Consider the following 17,266-nt stretch of genomic DNA (forward strand, 5'->3'; position numbering starts at 1 on the left):
TTGGTCCGGAACATGGCCGTTCATGCGCCGTTCAGCCGCCAGCGCGCCCGAATGGGCGATCAAGGAGTTGATTTCATGAAAGCCCTTTCCAGAAAGACCTCGGTCGTCAGGATGCTGGCGACCACGGCGATCGCCGGCATGGCCCTGGCCGCCTGCGCCACCGCCACCCCTTACCAGCCCGCCGGCTTCAATGGTCAGCGCGGCGGCTACGCCGAACAGCGGGTCGAGGCCAATCGCTACCGCGTCAGCTTCGCCGGCAATTCGGTGACGTCGCGCGAACAGGTCGAGATGTCGCTGCTGCTGCGCTCGGCCGAGCTGACGGTCGAGAGCGGCTATGACTGGTTCGCCACCGTCAACCGCGCCACCGACCGCGACACCCGCTACGTCACGACGCCCGACCCCTTCTACAGCCGTTACAACAGCTTCTACGGCCCCTACTGGGGTCCGTCGTGGCGCTATTACCGCGGCGGCTACTGGAGCCCTTGGGATCGCTGGGGCGCCAACGACTTCGACACCCGTCAGATCGACCGCTACGAGGCCACCGCCGAGATCATCATGGGTCGCGGCCCGAAACCGGCCGGCGACCCCAACGCCTTCGAGGCCCGCGAGGTCATCCAGAACCTCTCCTCGCGCGTCACCCGCCCGGTGCGCTAAGGCTTCAGGCGAGCGCAAAACAGGAAAGGCCCGGAACTGCGGTTCCGGGCCTTTTTTGGTTCAGGCGATCCCCACTATCGCATGGCCGCCAGGGCATGGCCGGCGATCAGGGCGTCGGCCAGGCCGTGGGGATTGCGGATGTTGTAGTTCTCGGTCGTCACCACCACGACCGTGTCCAGGTCCGGCACGATAACCACCTTGTTGCCGCCGGTCCCCGCCATGCTCCAGGCGGGGTGAGAGACGCCCCTGACCTGATAGGTGGGCAGCCAGATCAGATAGCCATAGTCGCCGCGCTCGGGATCCACTGTTGAATGAGGGGCAGTCATGGCCTTCGCAAAGGCCTCCGGCAGCACCTGACGCCCGTCCCAGCGGCCCTGGTTTAGCAACAGCTGGCCCAGGGTCAGCAGATCGCGGCTGCGCAGCCCCAGGCCGCCGCCGCCCTGGGCCAGACCCAGGGGCGAGATCTGCCATTCCTCGCCCTCTATCCCCAGCGGGCCGAACAGGGCGTCGCGCGCAAAGTCCTGAAGTGGTTCGCCCGTCGCCGCCTGAACCACGGCGCCCAGGGTGCTGACGCCCGCCGTGCAATAGCTGAAAGCCCGGCCATAGGGCTGGTCCGCCGGCTTGGGAACCCAGGCCGGAAAGCCGCGTATCGGCAGGTCCATGGCGAACTTGACCCAGTCCTCGATCAGATACATCCGCTCCTCGTTGCCGCGCGAGAAGGAGTTGCCATCGTCGCATTCGAGCAAGGAGCTCATGGTCAGCAGGTCCTCGACCGTGATCGCAGCCTTGCGCGGGTCGGGATTGTCGAACGGCCCGTGGTCGGCGACGAAGGGCAGGATCGGGGCGTCCACGCTCGCGATGTCGCCCCGCGCGACGGCGGCGCCGACCAGCATGGCGGTGACCGTCTTGGTCACGGAGCGGGTGTTGCGTCGGCTCTCACGGCCCGCTTCGTCGAAATAGACCTCGTGCACCAGCCGGCCGTGGCGGGCGATCAGGACGCTGGTGATCTTTTGGAACGTCCCCGCGCGGACGGCGGCGTCCATGGCCGCCAGGCCTTCGGCCGAGACGTCCTGGCTTTCAGGCGCGGCGACCGGCCAGGCCGGTTCGGCCGCGACGGGGGACGAGACGAGCGCAAGCCCGAGGGCCGCGAGAAGCAGGGGACGCATGACAATCCTTGGAAGAAGGGCGAGGCCGAACCTGTCGCAGGATGCGGGCTCCGGGTCTTGAACAGGTGAAACCGGCTCAGGCGAACAGGGCACGATAGCGGGCGGGCGTCAGGCCGTAGATAGCGCCGAACTCGCGGGTCAGATGGCTCTGGTCGGCATAGCCGGCGGCGGCGGCCAGTTCTGCCAGGTCGATGCCCCGGGCCAGGCGTCCGGCGGCGCGATCGGCGCGGGCCAGCCGAATGGCGGCCGCCGGCGAGCGACCGAAATGACGGCGATAGCGGCGCGCCAGCGAGACGGCGTGGACGCCGACGATACGGGCCACAGTCGCCACCTCCAGCCCCGGCCGGTCGCAGAGGTCGTGCAGAACCTCATGCGCCCGCAGCAGCCACTCCGGCGCCGGATCCTCGTTCAAGTCGCCGGGGGTCAGCACCGCGCCCGCCAGGTCCAGGGTCAGCCCCTCCATCGCCACGGCGTCGCCCGCCGCGAACCGCCCGGCCACCCCGATCAATCGACGCGCCGCCCCCTCGGCCAGGGCGCCGCGCAGCCGTAGCGGATCGCCCTGGGCCGCGCCCTTGGGTGGATCGAAACTGATGGACAGGAAGCGGCCGCCGGCGACGGTGAAACAGTCGCGGTGTTCGACGCCCGGCGGATTCCACACCAGGGCGCCGGGGCCGAAGGCGGCGCCCTTGGGCGTCAGCGGATCGCGGGCCAGACTGCAATAGCCGTCGTCCAGCGCCAGAATGAAATGGGCGTCGTCATGGGCGTGAAACTCGACGGTCTCGGGCGGACGGTCGGCGATCCACAGGCCGACGCGGAACCCCCCGGCCTCGACCGTGCGGGAGGCCGCGCCGAAGAAGTCGCCGGACGACAGAAGCGGCCTGGCCATGAAGCAGTCCCCGCGCAGCGTCTGCCGCCACGCTTGGCATCATGCGCAGGAACCGCGCAAAGAAAAAGGCCCGGAACCTGGGTTCCGGGCCTGTCTCTCTCGGCGCCAGCGGCCCCGGACCTAGTCCAGGGTGCGCTTGATCTCTTCGACCGTGAAGCACTCGATGTAGTCGCCTTCCTTGATGTCCTGGAAGCCCTGGAACTGCATGCCGCATTCCTGGCCGGCCGTGACCTCGTTGACCTCGTCCTTGAAGCGTTTGAGCGTGTTGAGCGTGCCCAGTTCCAGCACCACCACGTCGTCGCGGACGATCCGGACGCGCGCGCCCTTGCGGACCACGCCTTCCGACACCCGGCAACCGGCGATCTTGCCGATCTTGGAGATGTCGAACACCTGCAGCACGGCGGCGTTGCCCAGGAAGGTTTCCCGTTGCAGCGGCGCCAGCATGCCCGACAGCACGCCCTTAATATCGTCCAGCAGGTCGTAGATGATCGAATAGTAGCGGATCTCGACGCCCTCGCGGTCGGCCAGATCGCGCGCCTGTTTCGACGCACGGACGTTGAAGCCGAGGATCGGCGCCCCGGCCGACTTGGCCAGGTTGACGTCGCTCTCGGTGATGCCGCCGGCGCCGGAATAGACCGTGCGGGCGCGCACCTCGTCGGTGCTCATCTTGTCCAGCGAGCTGACGATGGCCTCGGCCGAACCCTGAACATCGGCCTTGATGACGACCGGCAGTTCCGAGACCTTCTTGGACTGGAGCTTGGACATCATGTCGACCAGCGACACCGAGCCGCCCGACACCTGGGCCTTCTCGCGCTTCACCCGCTGACGATATTCGGTCAGTTCGCGGGCGCGGGCCTCGGAGTCGACCACGGCGAAGACCTCGCCCGGCGACGGCGCCTCGTCCAGGCCCAGGATCTCGACCGGGACGGACGGACCGGCTTCGGTCAGCTGCTCGTTGCGTTCGTTCAGCAGGGCGCGAACCTTGCCCCACGACCCGCCGGCCACGACGATGTCGCCGCGCTTCAGCGTGCCGCGCTTGACCAAGACCGTGCCGACGGGGCCGCGGCCCTTGTCCAGCTTGGCCTCGATGACCACGCCCTCGGCCGAACGATCGGCGTTGGCGCGCAGGTCCATGACCTCGGCCTGAACCAGGATGGCTTCCAGGAGGCCGTCGAGGTTGGTGCGGTTCTTGGCCGAGACCTCGATGATCTGGGTGTCGCCGCCCAGGCTTTCGGCGATGACTTCGTACTGCAGCAGCTCGTTGACCACCTTCAGCGAATTCGCGTCCGGCTTGTCGATCTTGTTCACCGCGACGATCAGGGGCGCGTTGGCCGCCTTGGCGTGCTGGATGGCTTCGATCGTCTGCGGCATGACGCCGTCGTCGGCGGCCACGACCAGGACCACGATGTCGGTCACATTGGCGCCGCGCGCCCGCATGGCCGAGAAGGCGGCGTGGCCCGGGGTGTCCAGGAAGGTGACCTTCTGGTCGTCTTCCAGCCGCACCTGATAGGCGCCGATATGCTGGGTGATGCCGCCGGCTTCGCCGCCCGCCACATCAGTGGTGCGCAGGGCGTCCAGCAGCGAGGTCTTGCCGTGGTCGACGTGGCCCATGATGGCCACGACCGGGGCGCGGACGTCGGACGCCTCGGCGTCGTCTGCATCGCCCAGGAAGCCGAACTCGATATCGGATTCCGACACGCGTTTCACCGCCATGCCGAACTCCTCGGCCACCAGTTCGGCGGTGTCGGAATCGATCACGTCGTTGATCTTCATCATCAGGCCCTGTTTCATCAGGAACTTGATGATGTCGACGCCGCGCACGGCCATCCGGTTGGACAGCTCCTGCACGGTGATGACGTCGGGAATGACCACTTCGCGGGGACGGTTCGGCGCGTCGGTCGATCCACCCTTGCGCTTTTCCTTCTCGCGTTCGCGGGCGCGGCGGACCGAGGCCAGCGAGCGCATCCGCTCGGCGGCGTCGCCGTCGCCGACCACGGACTGGATGGTCATCCGGCCTTCGCGGCGCTTCGGCTCGCCTCGCGTGCGGCTGACCGCCTTGCCGGCGTCGGAGAAGCGTTTTTCACGATCGTCGTCGCGGCCGACCGGGCGACCGAAGCCGGCGCCGGGGGCGCGGCTGGGACGGGCCACCTCGGCCTGGGCCGGCGGGGCGTTGGGGGTGGCGCGGCCGCCGGGGCCGGTGCGCGGGCCGCCGGGACGGGCGGCGCCGGGGGCCGGACGCGGGTTCAGAGCCGAATAGCGGACGGGCTCGGCCGGCTTGGCGCCTTGCGGACGGCCTGCGCCGCCGGGACCGGGACGCGCGCCCTGGGGACGATCGCCCTGGGGCCGGTCGCCTTGCGGGCGGTCGGTCTGGGGCCGGTCGGAATAGGACCGTTCGCCGCCGCCCATCGCCTGTTCACGGGCCGAACGGCCGCCGAAGGCGGGACGCTCGGGCGCCGCGCGCTGCGGATTGCCGGGCTTGGGCACGCGCTGGCCGAAGTTGACGACAGGACGGGCCGGGGCGGCCGGACGGGCGGGCGCCGCCGGAGCCGCCGGAGCGGGGGCTGGAGCCGGGGTCGGGGCGACCGGAGCCGGGGTCGGCGCCGCGGCGACGGGCGCGGCGGGCTTGGGCGCGGGCTTGGCCGGTTGAGGCGCGGCGGCGGCCAGTTTGGCGGCCTCGGCCCGGGCGGCTTCGGCGGCGGCCCTGGCGGCGGCGGCTTCGTCGCGCGCGGTCTGGGCGGCGCGTTCGTTGGCGGCGGCGCGTTCGCGCTCGGCGGCTTCGCGGGCGGCCTTTTCGGCGGCGGCGGCGCGTTCACGCTCGGCGTTGGCCTGGGTGGCCAGGGCGATGGCGCGGCGACGCGCTTCCTGCTCCTCGGGCGACAGGGCGCCGCCGGCGGGTTGCGACGAACGTTGGCCCTGGGGCCGCGACGCCTGTGACGCGCCCTGCTGCGGGCGGGCGACGTCGAAGCCCTGCGGCCGTTGCGGTCCGCCGGCGCCGGGGCGGCGCTTGGTTTCGACCACCACCGTCTTGGATCGGCCGTGGCTGAAGCTCTGCTTCACGGTGCCGGTCGAAACCGACCCCACCACGCGCGGCTTCAGGCTCAACGGGGCGCGCGGCCCCGTCTGGGACGGCGCGCCGCCCTGATTGCCTTGTCCTGCGCCAGTGGAGTCCTGGTTGGTCTTGTCGTTTTCGTCGTTCATCCGGTCGCTTTACTTGGGGCGGAAAAGCCCGCCGTCGTCTCAATACCCATGAACGACCGTGAGCCCGTCTCCGCCCTTGGAGACAGGCCCTCGGCCGTCAAAATCCTCAGCTCGCCCCTGAAGGGGTTGCTCCCGCCGATCCGTCCTCGTCACCGGAAACATCCCAGTGAGGGGGGCGAAGCGGCCGAAAACCAGCCAGTCGTTCGACCTCTATGGTCCACCGATCGGCGCGTCCGCCCGCAAGCAGGACGGCGTGTATCGCATTTTCCAGCCCCAGGGCCAAACTCAAATCGTCCGCCGTGAACGCGCCGCAGATCTTGCAGGTCTGGTGGCGGGCCAGGGCGAGGATTTTTCCGCGCCCGTCGGCCGAACCGTCGGCGGCTTCCAGCACCCAGGCGGCCTTGCCCGAGCGGATCGTCGCGGCGGATTTCTCGAAGCCTGAGATAAGCACGCCTTCGCGCCGGGCAAGACCCAGCTGGTCGAGACAGCGCCGAACCAGCAGCCGTTCGACGATGTCGGCCAGGTCGGCCGGGGCGGTCAGCTTGGTCTTGGCCGAGCGGGTGAAGCCGTTCTTCTTGACCGCCGTCTCGACCGAGGCGCGGCTGGCTTCGACCCACAGGCCGCGTCCGGGCAGTTTCCTGCCCAGGTCGGGAACCACCTGGCCATCGGGCCCGGCGACGAAACGGATCAGGCGAGATTCGTCCATGACCTCGTGAGAGACGAGGTCCCGGCGTTCTCTATCGATCGTTGCGTCGCGCAAGCTCATATGCAGCCAGGTCTCCCATCACGCGTTCGACGGTTCGGAGCCGTCCTCGGCGAGGACCTCCCCGTCGTCAGAGGCGTCGTCGGCCTCGCCCTCGGCGGGCGCGTCGCCGAACACCTGGTCCGGATCATACTCGCCCTCGGCGTATTCGCCCTCTTCCTCGAACTCTTCCGGCTCGGGCTGCGGCAGTTCCGAAGCGTCGATCCAGCCGGCCGCCACGCGGGCCTGCAGGATCAGCATTTCGGCGTCTTCCTGGGCCAGGTTGAAGCTTTCCAGCACGCCCGGGACCTTCACCCGTTCGCCGTTCTTCACTTCGTAACCGCCACGGATTTCGTCGGTGGCCAGGTCGGCCAGATCCTCGACGGTCTTCACACCGCCTTCGCCCAGGGCGACCGCCATGGCCAGGGTCACGCCCGGCACCTGCAGCAGACCGTCCTCGACGCCCAGTTCGACGCGCTTGGCGTCCAGCTCGGCGGCCTTGCGATCCAGGAAGTCGCGGGCGCGGGCCTGCAGCTCCTCGGCGGTCTCCTCGTCGAAGCCTTCGATCTCGGCGACTTCATAGGCGTCGACATAGGCCAGGTCTTCCACCGTGGCGAAGCCTTCGGTGACCAGCAGCTGGGCGATGACCTCGTCCACGTCCAGGGCTTCCTGGAACAGGCCGGTGCGCTCGCTGAACTCGCGCTGACGACGCTCCGAATCCTGGGACTCGGTGATGATGTCGATCTGCCAGCCGGTCAGCTGGCTGGCCAGACGCACGTTCTGGCCGCGACGGCCGATGGCCAGCGACAGCTGTTCGTCCGGCACGACCACTTCCACGCGGCCGGCTTCTTCGTCCAGAACGACCTTGGACACCTCGGCCGGGGCCAGGGCGTTGACGATGAAGGTGGGCTCGTCCGGGTTCCACTGGATGATGTCGATCTTCTCGCCCTGCAGTTCGGCGACGACCGCCTGAACGCGCGAGCCGCGCATGCCGACGCAGGCGCCGACCGGGTCGATCGAGCTGTCGTTCGACAGCACGGCCATCTTGGCGCGCGAACCCGAGTCACGCGCCGCGGCGCGGATCTCGATCACGCCGTCATAGACTTCCGGCACTTCCTGGGCGAACAGCTTGGCCATGAAGCCCGGATGGGCGCGCGACAGCATGACCTGCGGGCCCTTGGCCTCGGGCCGGACGTCGTAGATGTAGGTGCGGATCCGGTCGCCGATGTTGAATACTTCGCGCGGGATGGACTGGTCGCGGCGCATGACGCCCTCGCCCCGGCCCAGGTCGACGATGGTGTTGCCGTATTCGACGCGCTTGACCGTGCCGTTGACGATCTCGCCGACGCGATCCTTGAACTCTTCGTACTGGTTGGCGCGCTCGGCCTCGCGAACCTTGCCGGTCACGACCTGGCGGGCCATCTGGGTCTGGACGCGGCCAAACTCGAACGGCGGCAGGGTCTCGACATATTCCTTGCCGACCTCGGCCTCGGGATCGCGCTTCAGCGCGTCCTTCAGGCGCACCATCGCGCTGTCGTTGAACTCTTCCAGCTCGTCTTCCGGCTGCCAGTCGTCCTCGACGATGGTGACATGACGGGTCAGGGCCAGTTCGCCGGTCTTGTGGTCGATCTTGGCGCGGATGTCGTGATGGGCGCCGTAGCGCGACTTGGCGCCCTTCTGGATGGCTTCTTCAATCGCCTCGATGACGACTTCGCGCTCGATGTTCTTTTCGCGGGCCACGGCCTCGGCGATCTGCAGCAGTTCGAGGCGGTTGGCGGAAATACCGGTGACGGCCATCAGGCGTTGTCCTCAGAAGGGGTCGTGGTGTCGGTGTGGGCTTCGGCGGCCTCGCCTTCCGGCAGGCCGTCGTCTTCGGGTTCGCCGCGTGCGGCGCGAATGGCGGCGCCCCGTTTCATCAGGGCGTCGGTCAGGACCAGCTTGGCGTCGCTGATCCAGTCGAACGGGATCAGGGCGGTCTCTTCCTCGCCGTCCAGGTCGATCAGGACATTGCCGTCCTCATAGCCGGCCAGCACGCCCTTGAACCGCTTGCGGCCCTCGATCATCCGGTCCGTCTCCAGCCGCGCCTCCTCGCCCTCGAACAGGTCGAAGTCGAGCGGACGGGTCAGCGGCCGGTCGATGCCGGGCGACGAGACTTCCAGCATATATTCGCCGGCGATGGGGTCGGCGGCGTCGAACACCTCCGACACGGCCCGGCTCAGCTTGGCGCATTGCTCGACCGAGATGTCGTGGTCAGACGGGCGCTCGGCCATGATCTGCAGCCGCTGGCGCTTGGAGCCGGTCATCAGGCGGACGCGCACGACGTCGAGGCCCAGCGACTCCGCTATGGGGTCGATCAGCTCCAGCAGTTGGCGGTCCTGGGCGGTCTTTGCGCGCAAGCGACGATTATCCAAAACAAAAGCGGCGGTCCGTCCGGGCCGCCGCTTCAAACGACGCCGTTGGACGCCGGTCTAACGATGTGGAGGGCCATATAGGCGTTTCACATTCGCTTGTCAGCCCTTTTCGCAGAGCCTCATGCGTCGACGGCCTTGCGCAGCACATCATTTATCCGCGCCTGCCAGCCGGGACCGGAGGCGCGCCACCGGTCCAGCACGTCGCGATCCAGCCGCAGAGATACATGCGCCTTGGTCGTTTCCGACTTCGGACGCCCTCGTGTCAGCGTACCGGTCGCGGGGCGCACGATCTTGTCGCCCTTGCTGATTTCGGCCCGTGCAAAGACCTCGGGCGACCAGGGCGCCGCCTCATCAGGATCATCCCAATTCGGCAAGGTAGAAATCTCTTTCCGGGCCATTGCATTTCCTCATGGAGATGATGCGCCGTCCCGATTCTCGGGGCGTCCACACGACCATTACGACAACGCCGTCGAGCAGGCCCATCGTCTGAAACCGCCGCTCGCCATAGTCGCGGCGGTCGTCCTCGACGGTAAGGCAGTCTCCCGCAAACATCCGACCGGCGTTACAGAAGTCCAGCCCTCGCGCCTCGAGGGTCTGGAGCCGCTTGGCTTCGTCATAGCTGATCTTCACGGCAGCCGACCCATCCTAATGGTGTGATCGCCCGGCTACCGCCATAGCTGATTTAATGTAGCACAAAAAATGAGCGGGTCAATTTGGCTCCACACCTGGCGATCCTCAAACCAGCGCCAGCTGTCCCAGGAAGTCCTGCTTGCCCAGGGCTACTCCCTCCTTGCGCAGGATGGCGTAGGCGGTGGTGACGTGGAAGTAGAAGTTCGGGATGGCGAAACTGGTCAGATAGCCGGCGCCTTCGAACTCCAGGACGTGACCCGGAAATTTCATCGTCACCGGCCGGGTCTCGGCTCCGGCGAAGGCGGCGGGCTCGATGCTCTGGACGAAGGCGCGTGACCGGGCGATCCGATCCTTCAGCTGGGCCAGGCTCGTCTCGTCGTCTTCCATGAAGGGGATGTCGGTCCCGGTCAGCCGCGCGACGGCGGCGCGGGCCGAAAAGGTCGCCATGCGGATCTGATCGGGAAAGGGCTTCATGTCCGGCGCCAGCCGCGCCTCCATCAACCCGGCCTCGTCCAGCCCCGAGGCCACGGCCTTGTCGATCAGGCCGTCGAGGACATTCAGGCCACGCACGAAGACGGGGGCAGCGGCGTCATAGAGGGCGAAGGTCATGGGAGGCTCCAAGGGTCTGCCCGCCTGATTGCGCGCCTTCGACGCCCGACGCCAGCCCCCCGAGGCGAGACCTGATTCAGACCTGACGTCAGCGCTTGACGCCAGGTCTGATGCCGCCGCCTAGAATTCTTCCCAGCCGTCCGTCGCCGGGGCGGCCTCGGCTTTCATCGCCGCGCCGCCACGGCCCAGGGTCTTGAGCGCGGCCGCCATATGGTTGGTGCGTGCCGGAGCGGTAGGCTTGGCATGGGCCTGGGCATGCGCCTGAACCGGGGCGCGGGGCGCCGAAGCCCGCGCGGGCGCGGCCTCGCCGACCTTGAACTGGGCCACGGAGGCCTGCAGAGATTGGGCCTCTTGGGACAGCGAATGGCTGGCGGCGGTCGACTGCTCGACCATCGCGGCGTTCTGTTGGGTGACCTGGTCCATCTGGTTGACGGCGGTGTTGACCTCGGCCAGGCCGATGGCCTGTTCCTGGGCCGAGGCCGCGATCTCGCTGACCAGTCCGTCGATCTCGGCGACCCGGTCGACGATCCGCTGCAGGGCCTCGCCGGTCTGACCGACCAGTTTGACGCCCGAGCCGACCTGGGTGGTCGAGGTCGAGATCAGGGTCTTGATCTCCTTGGCCGCATCCGCCGAACGCTGGGCCAGGGCCCGGACTTCGGAGGCCACGACCGCGAAGCCGCGACCGGCCTCGCCGGCGCGGGCCGCCTCGACCCCGGCGTTCAGCGCCAGCAGGTTGGTCTGGAAGGCGATCTCGTCGATGACGCCGATGATCTGGTTGATCTGGCTGGACGAGCTTTCGATCGCCTGCATGGCCGAGACGGCGTCGCGGACGACCACGCCCGAGGTCTCGGCGTCGCCCTTGGCGGCCTGGACCACGTCCGAGGCCTGACGCGCGCCCGAGGCGGTCTTGTTCACCGTGGCGGTGATCTCGTCCAGGGCCGCGGCGGTCTCTTCGAGGCCGGCGGCCTGTTGTTCCGTGCGGCGCGACAGGTCGTCGGCGGCCTGGCTGATCTCGCCGGCGCCGGACCGGATGCCCGACACATTATGGATCACCACCGACACGGCCTGCTGCAGCTGGGCGATGGCGGCGTTGAAGTCGGTCTTCAGCTGCGCCGCCTTGGGCGCGAACTCGATTTCGATCCTGTGGGTCAGATCGCCCTCGGCCAGAGCCGACAGGCCCTGACCCAGGGCGGCGATAGTGACACGGTCCGCCTCGGCCTCGGCGGCCTTTTCGGCCTCGCGGGCGGCGCGTTCCTGTTCGCTCATCGACCGCTGCGACAGGGCCTCTGCCTCCAGCCGATCCTTTTCGATCGCGGCGTCACGGAAGACGGCCAGGGCGGCGGCCATCTGGCCGATCTCGTCGCCGCGTTTGACGCCGGGGATATCGCTCGTCTTGTCACCGTCGGCCAGGCCGCGCATCCGCCGCTCCAGCGCCACCACGGGCAGGGAGACCGACCGGCCGATAAGCCAGCCCGCCGCCCCGACCGCCAGGGCCACGACCAGGGCCAGCGAACCGAGCGCCAGGGCCGCCTTGCCGACGGCGGCAGCGATCTGGTCGGTGTATACGCCGGAACCGATCACCCAGCCCCAGGGGGCGAAACCCTTGACGTAGGAGATCTTGGGCGAGGCGCCGTCCTGGTTCGGCTTGGCCCATTGATAGGCGACGAAACCCTCGCCCTGCCGCTGCACGACGCCGACGAATTCCTTGAACATCAGCACGCCGTCGGCGTCCTTGTTCTCGCTCAGATCCTTGCCGTTCAGCGCCGGCTTCATCGGGTGCATCACCATGTTGGGATGCATGTCGTTGATCCAGAAATAGTCGTCGGCGCCGTAGCGCATGGCGCCCACGGCCGCCTTGGCGGCGTCCTGGGCCTGTTCGCGGGTCAGGCGCCCGGCCTGTTCCTCGGCCTGATAGTGGGCGACGACGCTATAGGCGATCTCGACGGACTTCTTGGTGCGGTCGGCGATGTCCTCGCGCATCACGGCGTCCAGACGCATCAGGGACAGGGCCGTCACGACCAGCAGTCCCGCCATCGTCACCAGGGCCAGCAGATTGATCCTGCCGCCGATCGTCAACGCCTTCATGTTTCCGCCCTGTCATACGACTGTTTGGAACAGCTTTAACAAAGGGTGTTAAACAGCCGTCAAAGCGACGCCTACGTACAATTACGGCCAGCCGGTACGTCGAAATTCGAGGAAGATCGGCGTCGTGTCGCCCAGGCGTTTTTCCTCGTAACGCGTTGTCACATGGTCGGCGGGCGCGGCGAACCAGTCCTGGTCCGCCGCCCCGATCCGCTCCAGCCCCGGCGTGCGGACCAGCCGCTCCAGCGCCCATTCGGCATAGTCCAGCCAGTCGGTCACGAACCGCAACGTCCCGCCCGGCTTCAGGATGCGGGCGAAGGCCTGGGCCGTCTCGTCCTGCAACAGCCGGCGCTTGTTGTGCCGCGCCTTGTGCCAGGGATCGGGAAACAGGATCAGCACCCGGTCCACCGAGGCGTCGGGCAGGGCGTCGACCAGGTCGCGCGCGTCATCGGCGTGGATGCGGACATTCTTCAGCCCACCCTCCTCGACATGGCGCAGGGCCGAGGCCACGCCGTTCAGAAAGGGCTCGCAGCCGATCACCAGAACGTCCGGCCGCCGCGCCGCCTGGGCCGCCATATGTTCGCCGCCGCCGAAACCGATCTCCAGCCACACCTCGGCCGCCTCGGGCATCATAGCCCTGGCGTCCAGCGGCCCCGCCTTGGGATCAGGCACGGCGATCTCGGGCAGCAGGGTCTCCATCAGCGCCGCCTGACGCGGCTTGATCGGCCGGGCCTTGATCCGGCCGAACGACCGCAGGGGCCGGTCGAGATGGGGGTTTTCGTCGTTCATGCGCGTGCCGTTAGCGGTCGAGGGCAGGCGCGTCCAGACTATCCGCTCTCACCTCCCCGTTCGCGAAGGCGAATGGGGAGGTGATGGTCGTATCGCATTCCCAAAGAACACCGAAATCTTTTGACGCCTCCGCCGGATGACCCTCCTATGACGGCCGCAAGACACGTCGGGCTGGCGTGTCGTCGGGAAAAGGGGATCTGATGATCGGACATCATCTGCGGGGCGTCAGCCTCGCGGCCATAGGCTGCGCTATGCTCGGCCTGGCGGCCTGCGCCACCACGGACGCGAATTCGAGCGCCGACGCGCCGTCCAAGGACAAGACCCTGGCCGTGGGCCTGGATCCGGCGACCACCCTGAACCCCTATCCCTCCACCTATCAGCCCCTGCCGCGCGAGAATTTCGCCGTGGTCGGCGCCACCGTCCTGACCGGCACGGACCGCAAAATCGACAATGGCGTGGTCGTGGTCACGGACGGCAAGATCGCCGCCGTCGGCGACGCCTCCACCGCCGTTCCCGCCGGATACCGCGTGATCCAGGCCAACGGCCGCTATGTCACCCCCGGCGTCATCGACGTCCACAGCCACCTGGGCGTCTATCCGTCGCCCGGCGTCAGCGGCATGAGCGACGGCAATGAGGCGACCAGCCCGAACACCGCCCAGGTCTGGGCCGAACATTCGCTGTGGCCCCAGGATCCGGGCTTCAACACCGCCCGCGCCGGCGGCGTCACGACCATGCACATCCTGCCCGGCTCGGCCAATCTGTTCGGCGGGCGGGGCGTGACCATCCGCAACACCCCCTCCATCACCATGCAGGGCATGAAGTTCCCGGACGCCCCCTATACGGTCAAGATGGCCTGCGGCGAGAACCCGTCGCGGGTCTATGGCGGCCGCAACCAGAGCCCGGCCACCGGCATGGGCAATATGGCCGGCTACCGCGCCGCCTTCATCGCCGCGCGCGACTACAAGGCCAAGTGGGACAAGTGGCGCGAGGACGGCGAGGGTTCGCCCCCTACCCGCAACCTGCAGAACGAGACCCTGGTCGGGGTGCTGGACGGGTCGATCCTGATCCAGAACCACTGCTACCGCGCCGACGAGATGGCGCTGATGATGGATATGGCCAAGGAGTTCGGCTACCACATCACCACCTTCCACCACGCCACCGAGGCCTACAAACTGGCCCCGCAACTGGCCGCCAACGGCATCTGCGCGGCCATGTGGACCGGCTGGTGGGGCTTCAAGATGGAGGCCCTGGACGCCATCGAGGAGAACGCCGCCCTGGTGGACGCGCCCCAGGGCTCGTGCGCCGTCATCCACTCCGACGACGCCGAACTGACTCAACGGTTGAATCAGGAGGCCGCCGCCGCCCTGTCGGCCGGCCGTCGCGCCGGGCTGAATATCTCGGAAGAACACGCCATCGGCTGGATCACCTCCAACGCCGCCCGGGCCATCGGCATCGCCGACCAGACCGGCTCGCTGGAGGCCGGCAAGCGCGCCGACGTGGTGATCTGGAGCGCCGATCCCTTCTCGATCTACGCCCGCGCCGATCAGGTCTTCATCGACGGCGCCCTGACGTTTGACCGGACCAACCCCGCCTATCAGCCGACCAGCGACTTCGAGCTGGGCCAGCCGGGCTATGGCCTGACCGCCGCCAACGTCGCCGAAGGAGCCCGCTGATGCGCCTGTCCCACATCCTCGCGGGCGCCGTGGCGGCCCTGTCTCTCGCCGCGCCCGCATTCGCTCAAGAAACCGTCGCGATAACCGGCGGGCGGATTCTGACCGGAACCTCCGTCATTGAGAACGGCACGGTCGTGATCCGCGACGGCAAGATCGTCTCGGTCGGAACCGGCGCCGCCCCGTCCGGCGCCCGCGTCATCGACGCGACCGGCAAGACGGTCGCCCCCGGCTTCGTCGCCGTCGATTCCGGCCTGGCCGGGACCGAGGTCGGCGCGGTGCGCGGCACGAACGCCCTGCGCAATGCGTCCAACACCCTCAGCGCCGCCTTCGACATCTCCTACGGCCTGGACCCCTGGTCCTTCACCCTGCCGGTCGCCCGCCTCGGCGGCATCACCCGCGCCGTGGTCGTGCCCCAGCACCCCGGCTCGTCCGGCGGCCATGTGCATGAGGACGAGACGGCCGGCGCCGGCGACGGCGGCTATCAGACGCCGGGCCTGTTCGCGGGTCAGGCGGCGATCATCGACCTGGGTCAAGACGCGAACATCCTGGTCAAGCCGCGCGTGGCCATGGTCGCCCCGTTCGGCGAGGCCGGCGCCGCCGTCGCCGGCGGCGCGCGCGGGGCCCAGTTCGTCCTGTTCAAGGAGACGCTTGCCGAAGTCCGCCTCTACGCCCGCAACAAGTCCGCCTACGAGCGGGCGGGCCTGCGCGATCTCAGCCTGTCGCGCGCGGACCTCGAGGCCCTGATCCCCGTCGCCAATGGATCGATGCCGCTGATCGTCACCGTCCACCGGGCCTCCGACATCCGCCAGGTCCTGCGCCTGGCCCGCGAGGAGGGGGTGAAGATCATCCTGGACGGCGCCGAGGAGGGCTGGCTGGTCGCCGCCGACATCGCCGCCGCCGGGGTTCCGGTCCTTCTCAACCCCATCTCAAACCTACCCGCCGATTTCGAAATGCGGGCGGCGCGGATGGAGAACGCCGCGGCCCTGAACGCCGCCGGGGTGGTGATCGCCATCAAGGGCAACGAGGGCTCGACCCACCGCGCCCGCGAGGCCCGCTACAACGCCGGCAACGCCGTCTCGCACGGCCTGCCCTACGGCGCCGCCATCGCCGCCCTGACCGTCAATCCGGCCCGGATCTTCGGCATGGCGGGCCAGTTCGGCCAGATCGCGCCGGGCGCCGCCGCCGACGTCGTGGTCTGGTCCGGCGACCCGCTGGAGCCACTCAGCCAGGCCTCGGCCGTCTTCATCGACGGCGTCGAGCAACCGTTGACCAGCCGCGCCCTGCTGCTGCGCGACCGCTATCGGCAACAGACCCCGATGCCCCCGGCCTATCGCAACTGAGGGCTTTTTAGAGCCTGAACGACCAGGGCGGGACCGCAAGGCCCCGCCCTTTTTCGTCTCCTTCCCCTCTGGGGACGCAGCGCCGCCCTTCTTTCGTCATTCCGGGCGAAGCGCAGCGAAGACCCGGAACCCAGCGGCGCCGAAGGCGAAATCCATCCGCCGCACGATGTCCGAAGATCGAATCCGCGACAGGTTCGCGCTCTCGCGCGCCGCTGGGTTCCGGGTCTGCGGGCCAAGCGGCCCTCCGCCCGGAATGACGAAAGAGAAGAGGCCCACGACCCAAGGCCCATCTCCTCCCTCTCTGGGGGAGGAGATGGGGAGCGTCTTAAGCGACGTGACGGATTGGGGCAGCACCAGATATATCCACAAGACCCAACCACTCTCGGACCTCCAGCGTCCGCCCTCTTCTTCGATTTACCGGTGGGAATGCCTGTTCAACGCGGGTCGATGGCGACCTATGAGAAGACTTTCCTCATCCAAATAGCAGGGGAAAGAGCCCACCGGGGTTTCTACGACTGTTCCCTGTCGGGCATAGACGAAGCCCTCGCCCCAGTGGCTCAACATCTCTCGCCACGCCTCCGCCTCCCATTCTGGAGTCGATGAACTCATCCCCCTAAAACGCTTGCTTACACTCCACTCCCAAGCCTTCATGCGGACCTTCAAAGTGCTTTTGCAGGATCCGATCCTGATGATTTCGTCCGCTATGGCGAAGACGTAGACACAGCGCTCCCACGCTGCTGATTCCAGCTGTTGAAACACGATGGAAAAACGGCCTGCATCCAAAGACAGCCTGCAGACCGGAAGCAAACCATAACTCGTCAGCCTTGCATGAGCATCGGCAGTATCCAGACCGGTTCGGATAGAGGGCTTGACGTCCATTGGATCTCTCAAAATTCCGATTGATCGGTACGCTATCACTGAAAAAGTCTCCCCTCCCTCTAGGGGAGGTGGCGCGCGTTTCTTAAGCGACCTGACGGAAGGGGGCCGCCGCATGGACAGGGAGTAGGCGCGCGCCGGTTTGGAGTCCCCGCCCCCAAAAGGGGAAGGAGGCGGGACATACCCTTCCCGCCCCCCGGCCCCTCCGCC

14 protein-coding genes are annotated in these 17,266 nt (G+C 68.0%); 3 read left to right on the top strand and 11 right to left on the bottom strand.

The genetic code is table 11. The annotated features are described in order from the left end of the window. The first annotated feature begins 75 nt into the window (after positions 1 to 75). Positions 76 to 654, top strand: a complete 579-nt coding sequence (locus H2037_RS13575; protein ID WP_292123007.1) for a hypothetical protein — start codon at positions 76 to 78, stop codon at positions 652 to 654. A gap of 74 nt (positions 655 to 728) precedes the next feature. Here the strand turns inward: H2037_RS13575 and H2037_RS13580 are convergent, their stop codons facing one another. The 11 genes from H2037_RS13580 to trmB all read right to left on the bottom strand — a co-directional run bounded on the left by H2037_RS13580 (position 729) and on the right by trmB (position 13,167). Beyond that, positions 729 to 1,820 (bottom strand): serine hydrolase, encoded by a 1,092-nt coding sequence (locus H2037_RS13580; protein ID WP_292123008.1) that lies wholly within the window; start codon positions 1,818 to 1,820, stop codon positions 729 to 731. 76 nt (positions 1,821 to 1,896) lie between these two features. After that, positions 1,897 to 2,706, bottom strand: coding sequence for an AraC family transcriptional regulator (locus tag H2037_RS13585; RefSeq protein WP_292123010.1), 810 nt, complete (start codon positions 2,704 to 2,706; stop codon positions 1,897 to 1,899). Between the two features lie 120 nt (positions 2,707 to 2,826). Beyond that, positions 2,827 to 5,904: a translation initiation factor IF-2 gene (gene infB / locus H2037_RS13590; RefSeq protein ID WP_292123012.1), complete on the bottom strand. Its 3,078-nt coding sequence runs from the start codon at positions 5,902 to 5,904 to the stop codon at positions 2,827 to 2,829. Positions 5,905 to 6,010: 106 nt separating this feature from the next. Beyond that, a complete protein-coding gene (locus H2037_RS13595) occupies positions 6,011 to 6,670 on the bottom strand; it encodes an RNA-binding protein (protein ID WP_292123014.1) in 660 nt (219 codons plus the stop codon). 18 nt (positions 6,671 to 6,688) lie between these two features. Next, complete coding sequence (gene nusA / locus H2037_RS13600; RefSeq protein ID WP_292123016.1) at positions 6,689 to 8,443, bottom strand: transcription termination factor NusA; 1,755 nt, start codon at positions 8,441 to 8,443, stop codon at positions 6,689 to 6,691. Then, positions 8,443 to 9,042: a ribosome maturation factor RimP gene (gene rimP, locus H2037_RS13605; protein WP_292123017.1), complete on the bottom strand. Its 600-nt coding sequence runs from the start codon at positions 9,040 to 9,042 to the stop codon at positions 8,443 to 8,445. The genes nusA and rimP overlap by 1 nt, the downstream gene beginning before the upstream one ends. 134 nt (positions 9,043 to 9,176) lie before the next feature. Further along, positions 9,177 to 9,455: a BrnA antitoxin family protein gene (locus H2037_RS13610; protein WP_292123019.1), complete on the bottom strand. Its 279-nt coding sequence runs from the start codon at positions 9,453 to 9,455 to the stop codon at positions 9,177 to 9,179. Beyond that, positions 9,415 to 9,687, bottom strand: a complete 273-nt coding sequence (locus H2037_RS13615) for a BrnT family toxin (protein ID WP_292123021.1) — start codon at positions 9,685 to 9,687, stop codon at positions 9,415 to 9,417. The genes H2037_RS13610 and H2037_RS13615 overlap by 41 nt, the downstream gene beginning before the upstream one ends. A gap of 105 nt (positions 9,688 to 9,792) precedes the next feature. Further along, a complete protein-coding gene (locus H2037_RS13620; RefSeq protein ID WP_292123022.1) occupies positions 9,793 to 10,296 on the bottom strand; it encodes a DUF1993 domain-containing protein in 504 nt (167 codons plus the stop codon). Between the two features lie 120 nt (positions 10,297 to 10,416). Then, positions 10,417 to 12,381 carry a methyl-accepting chemotaxis protein gene (locus H2037_RS13625; protein ID WP_292123024.1) on the bottom strand — a complete coding sequence of 655 codons (1,965 nt, stop codon included), beginning with the start codon at positions 12,379 to 12,381 and terminating at the stop codon, positions 10,417 to 10,419. Positions 12,382 to 12,462: 81 nt separating this feature from the next. After that, positions 12,463 to 13,167 (bottom strand): tRNA (guanosine(46)-N7)-methyltransferase TrmB, encoded by a 705-nt coding sequence (gene trmB / locus H2037_RS13630; RefSeq protein ID WP_292123026.1) that lies wholly within the window; start codon positions 13,165 to 13,167, stop codon positions 12,463 to 12,465. A 200-nt stretch (positions 13,168 to 13,367) separates the two neighbouring features. On the opposite strand from trmB, the gene H2037_RS13635 reads away from it, so the two are divergent. Both H2037_RS13635 and H2037_RS13640 read left to right on the top strand, forming a co-directional pair. Further along, complete coding sequence (locus H2037_RS13635) at positions 13,368 to 14,840, top strand: amidohydrolase (RefSeq protein ID WP_292123028.1); 1,473 nt, start codon at positions 13,368 to 13,370, stop codon at positions 14,838 to 14,840. Then, positions 14,840 to 16,180 carry an amidohydrolase family protein gene (locus tag H2037_RS13640; protein ID WP_292123031.1) on the top strand — a complete coding sequence of 447 codons (1,341 nt, stop codon included), beginning with the start codon at positions 14,840 to 14,842 and terminating at the stop codon, positions 16,178 to 16,180. Before H2037_RS13635 ends, H2037_RS13640 begins: the two co-directional genes overlap by 1 nt. Positions 16,181 to 17,266: the final 1,086 nt, after the last annotated feature.

The organism is Brevundimonas sp. (assembly GCF_013912065.1).
Lineage (GTDB): Bacteria > Pseudomonadota > Alphaproteobacteria > Caulobacterales > Caulobacteraceae > Brevundimonas.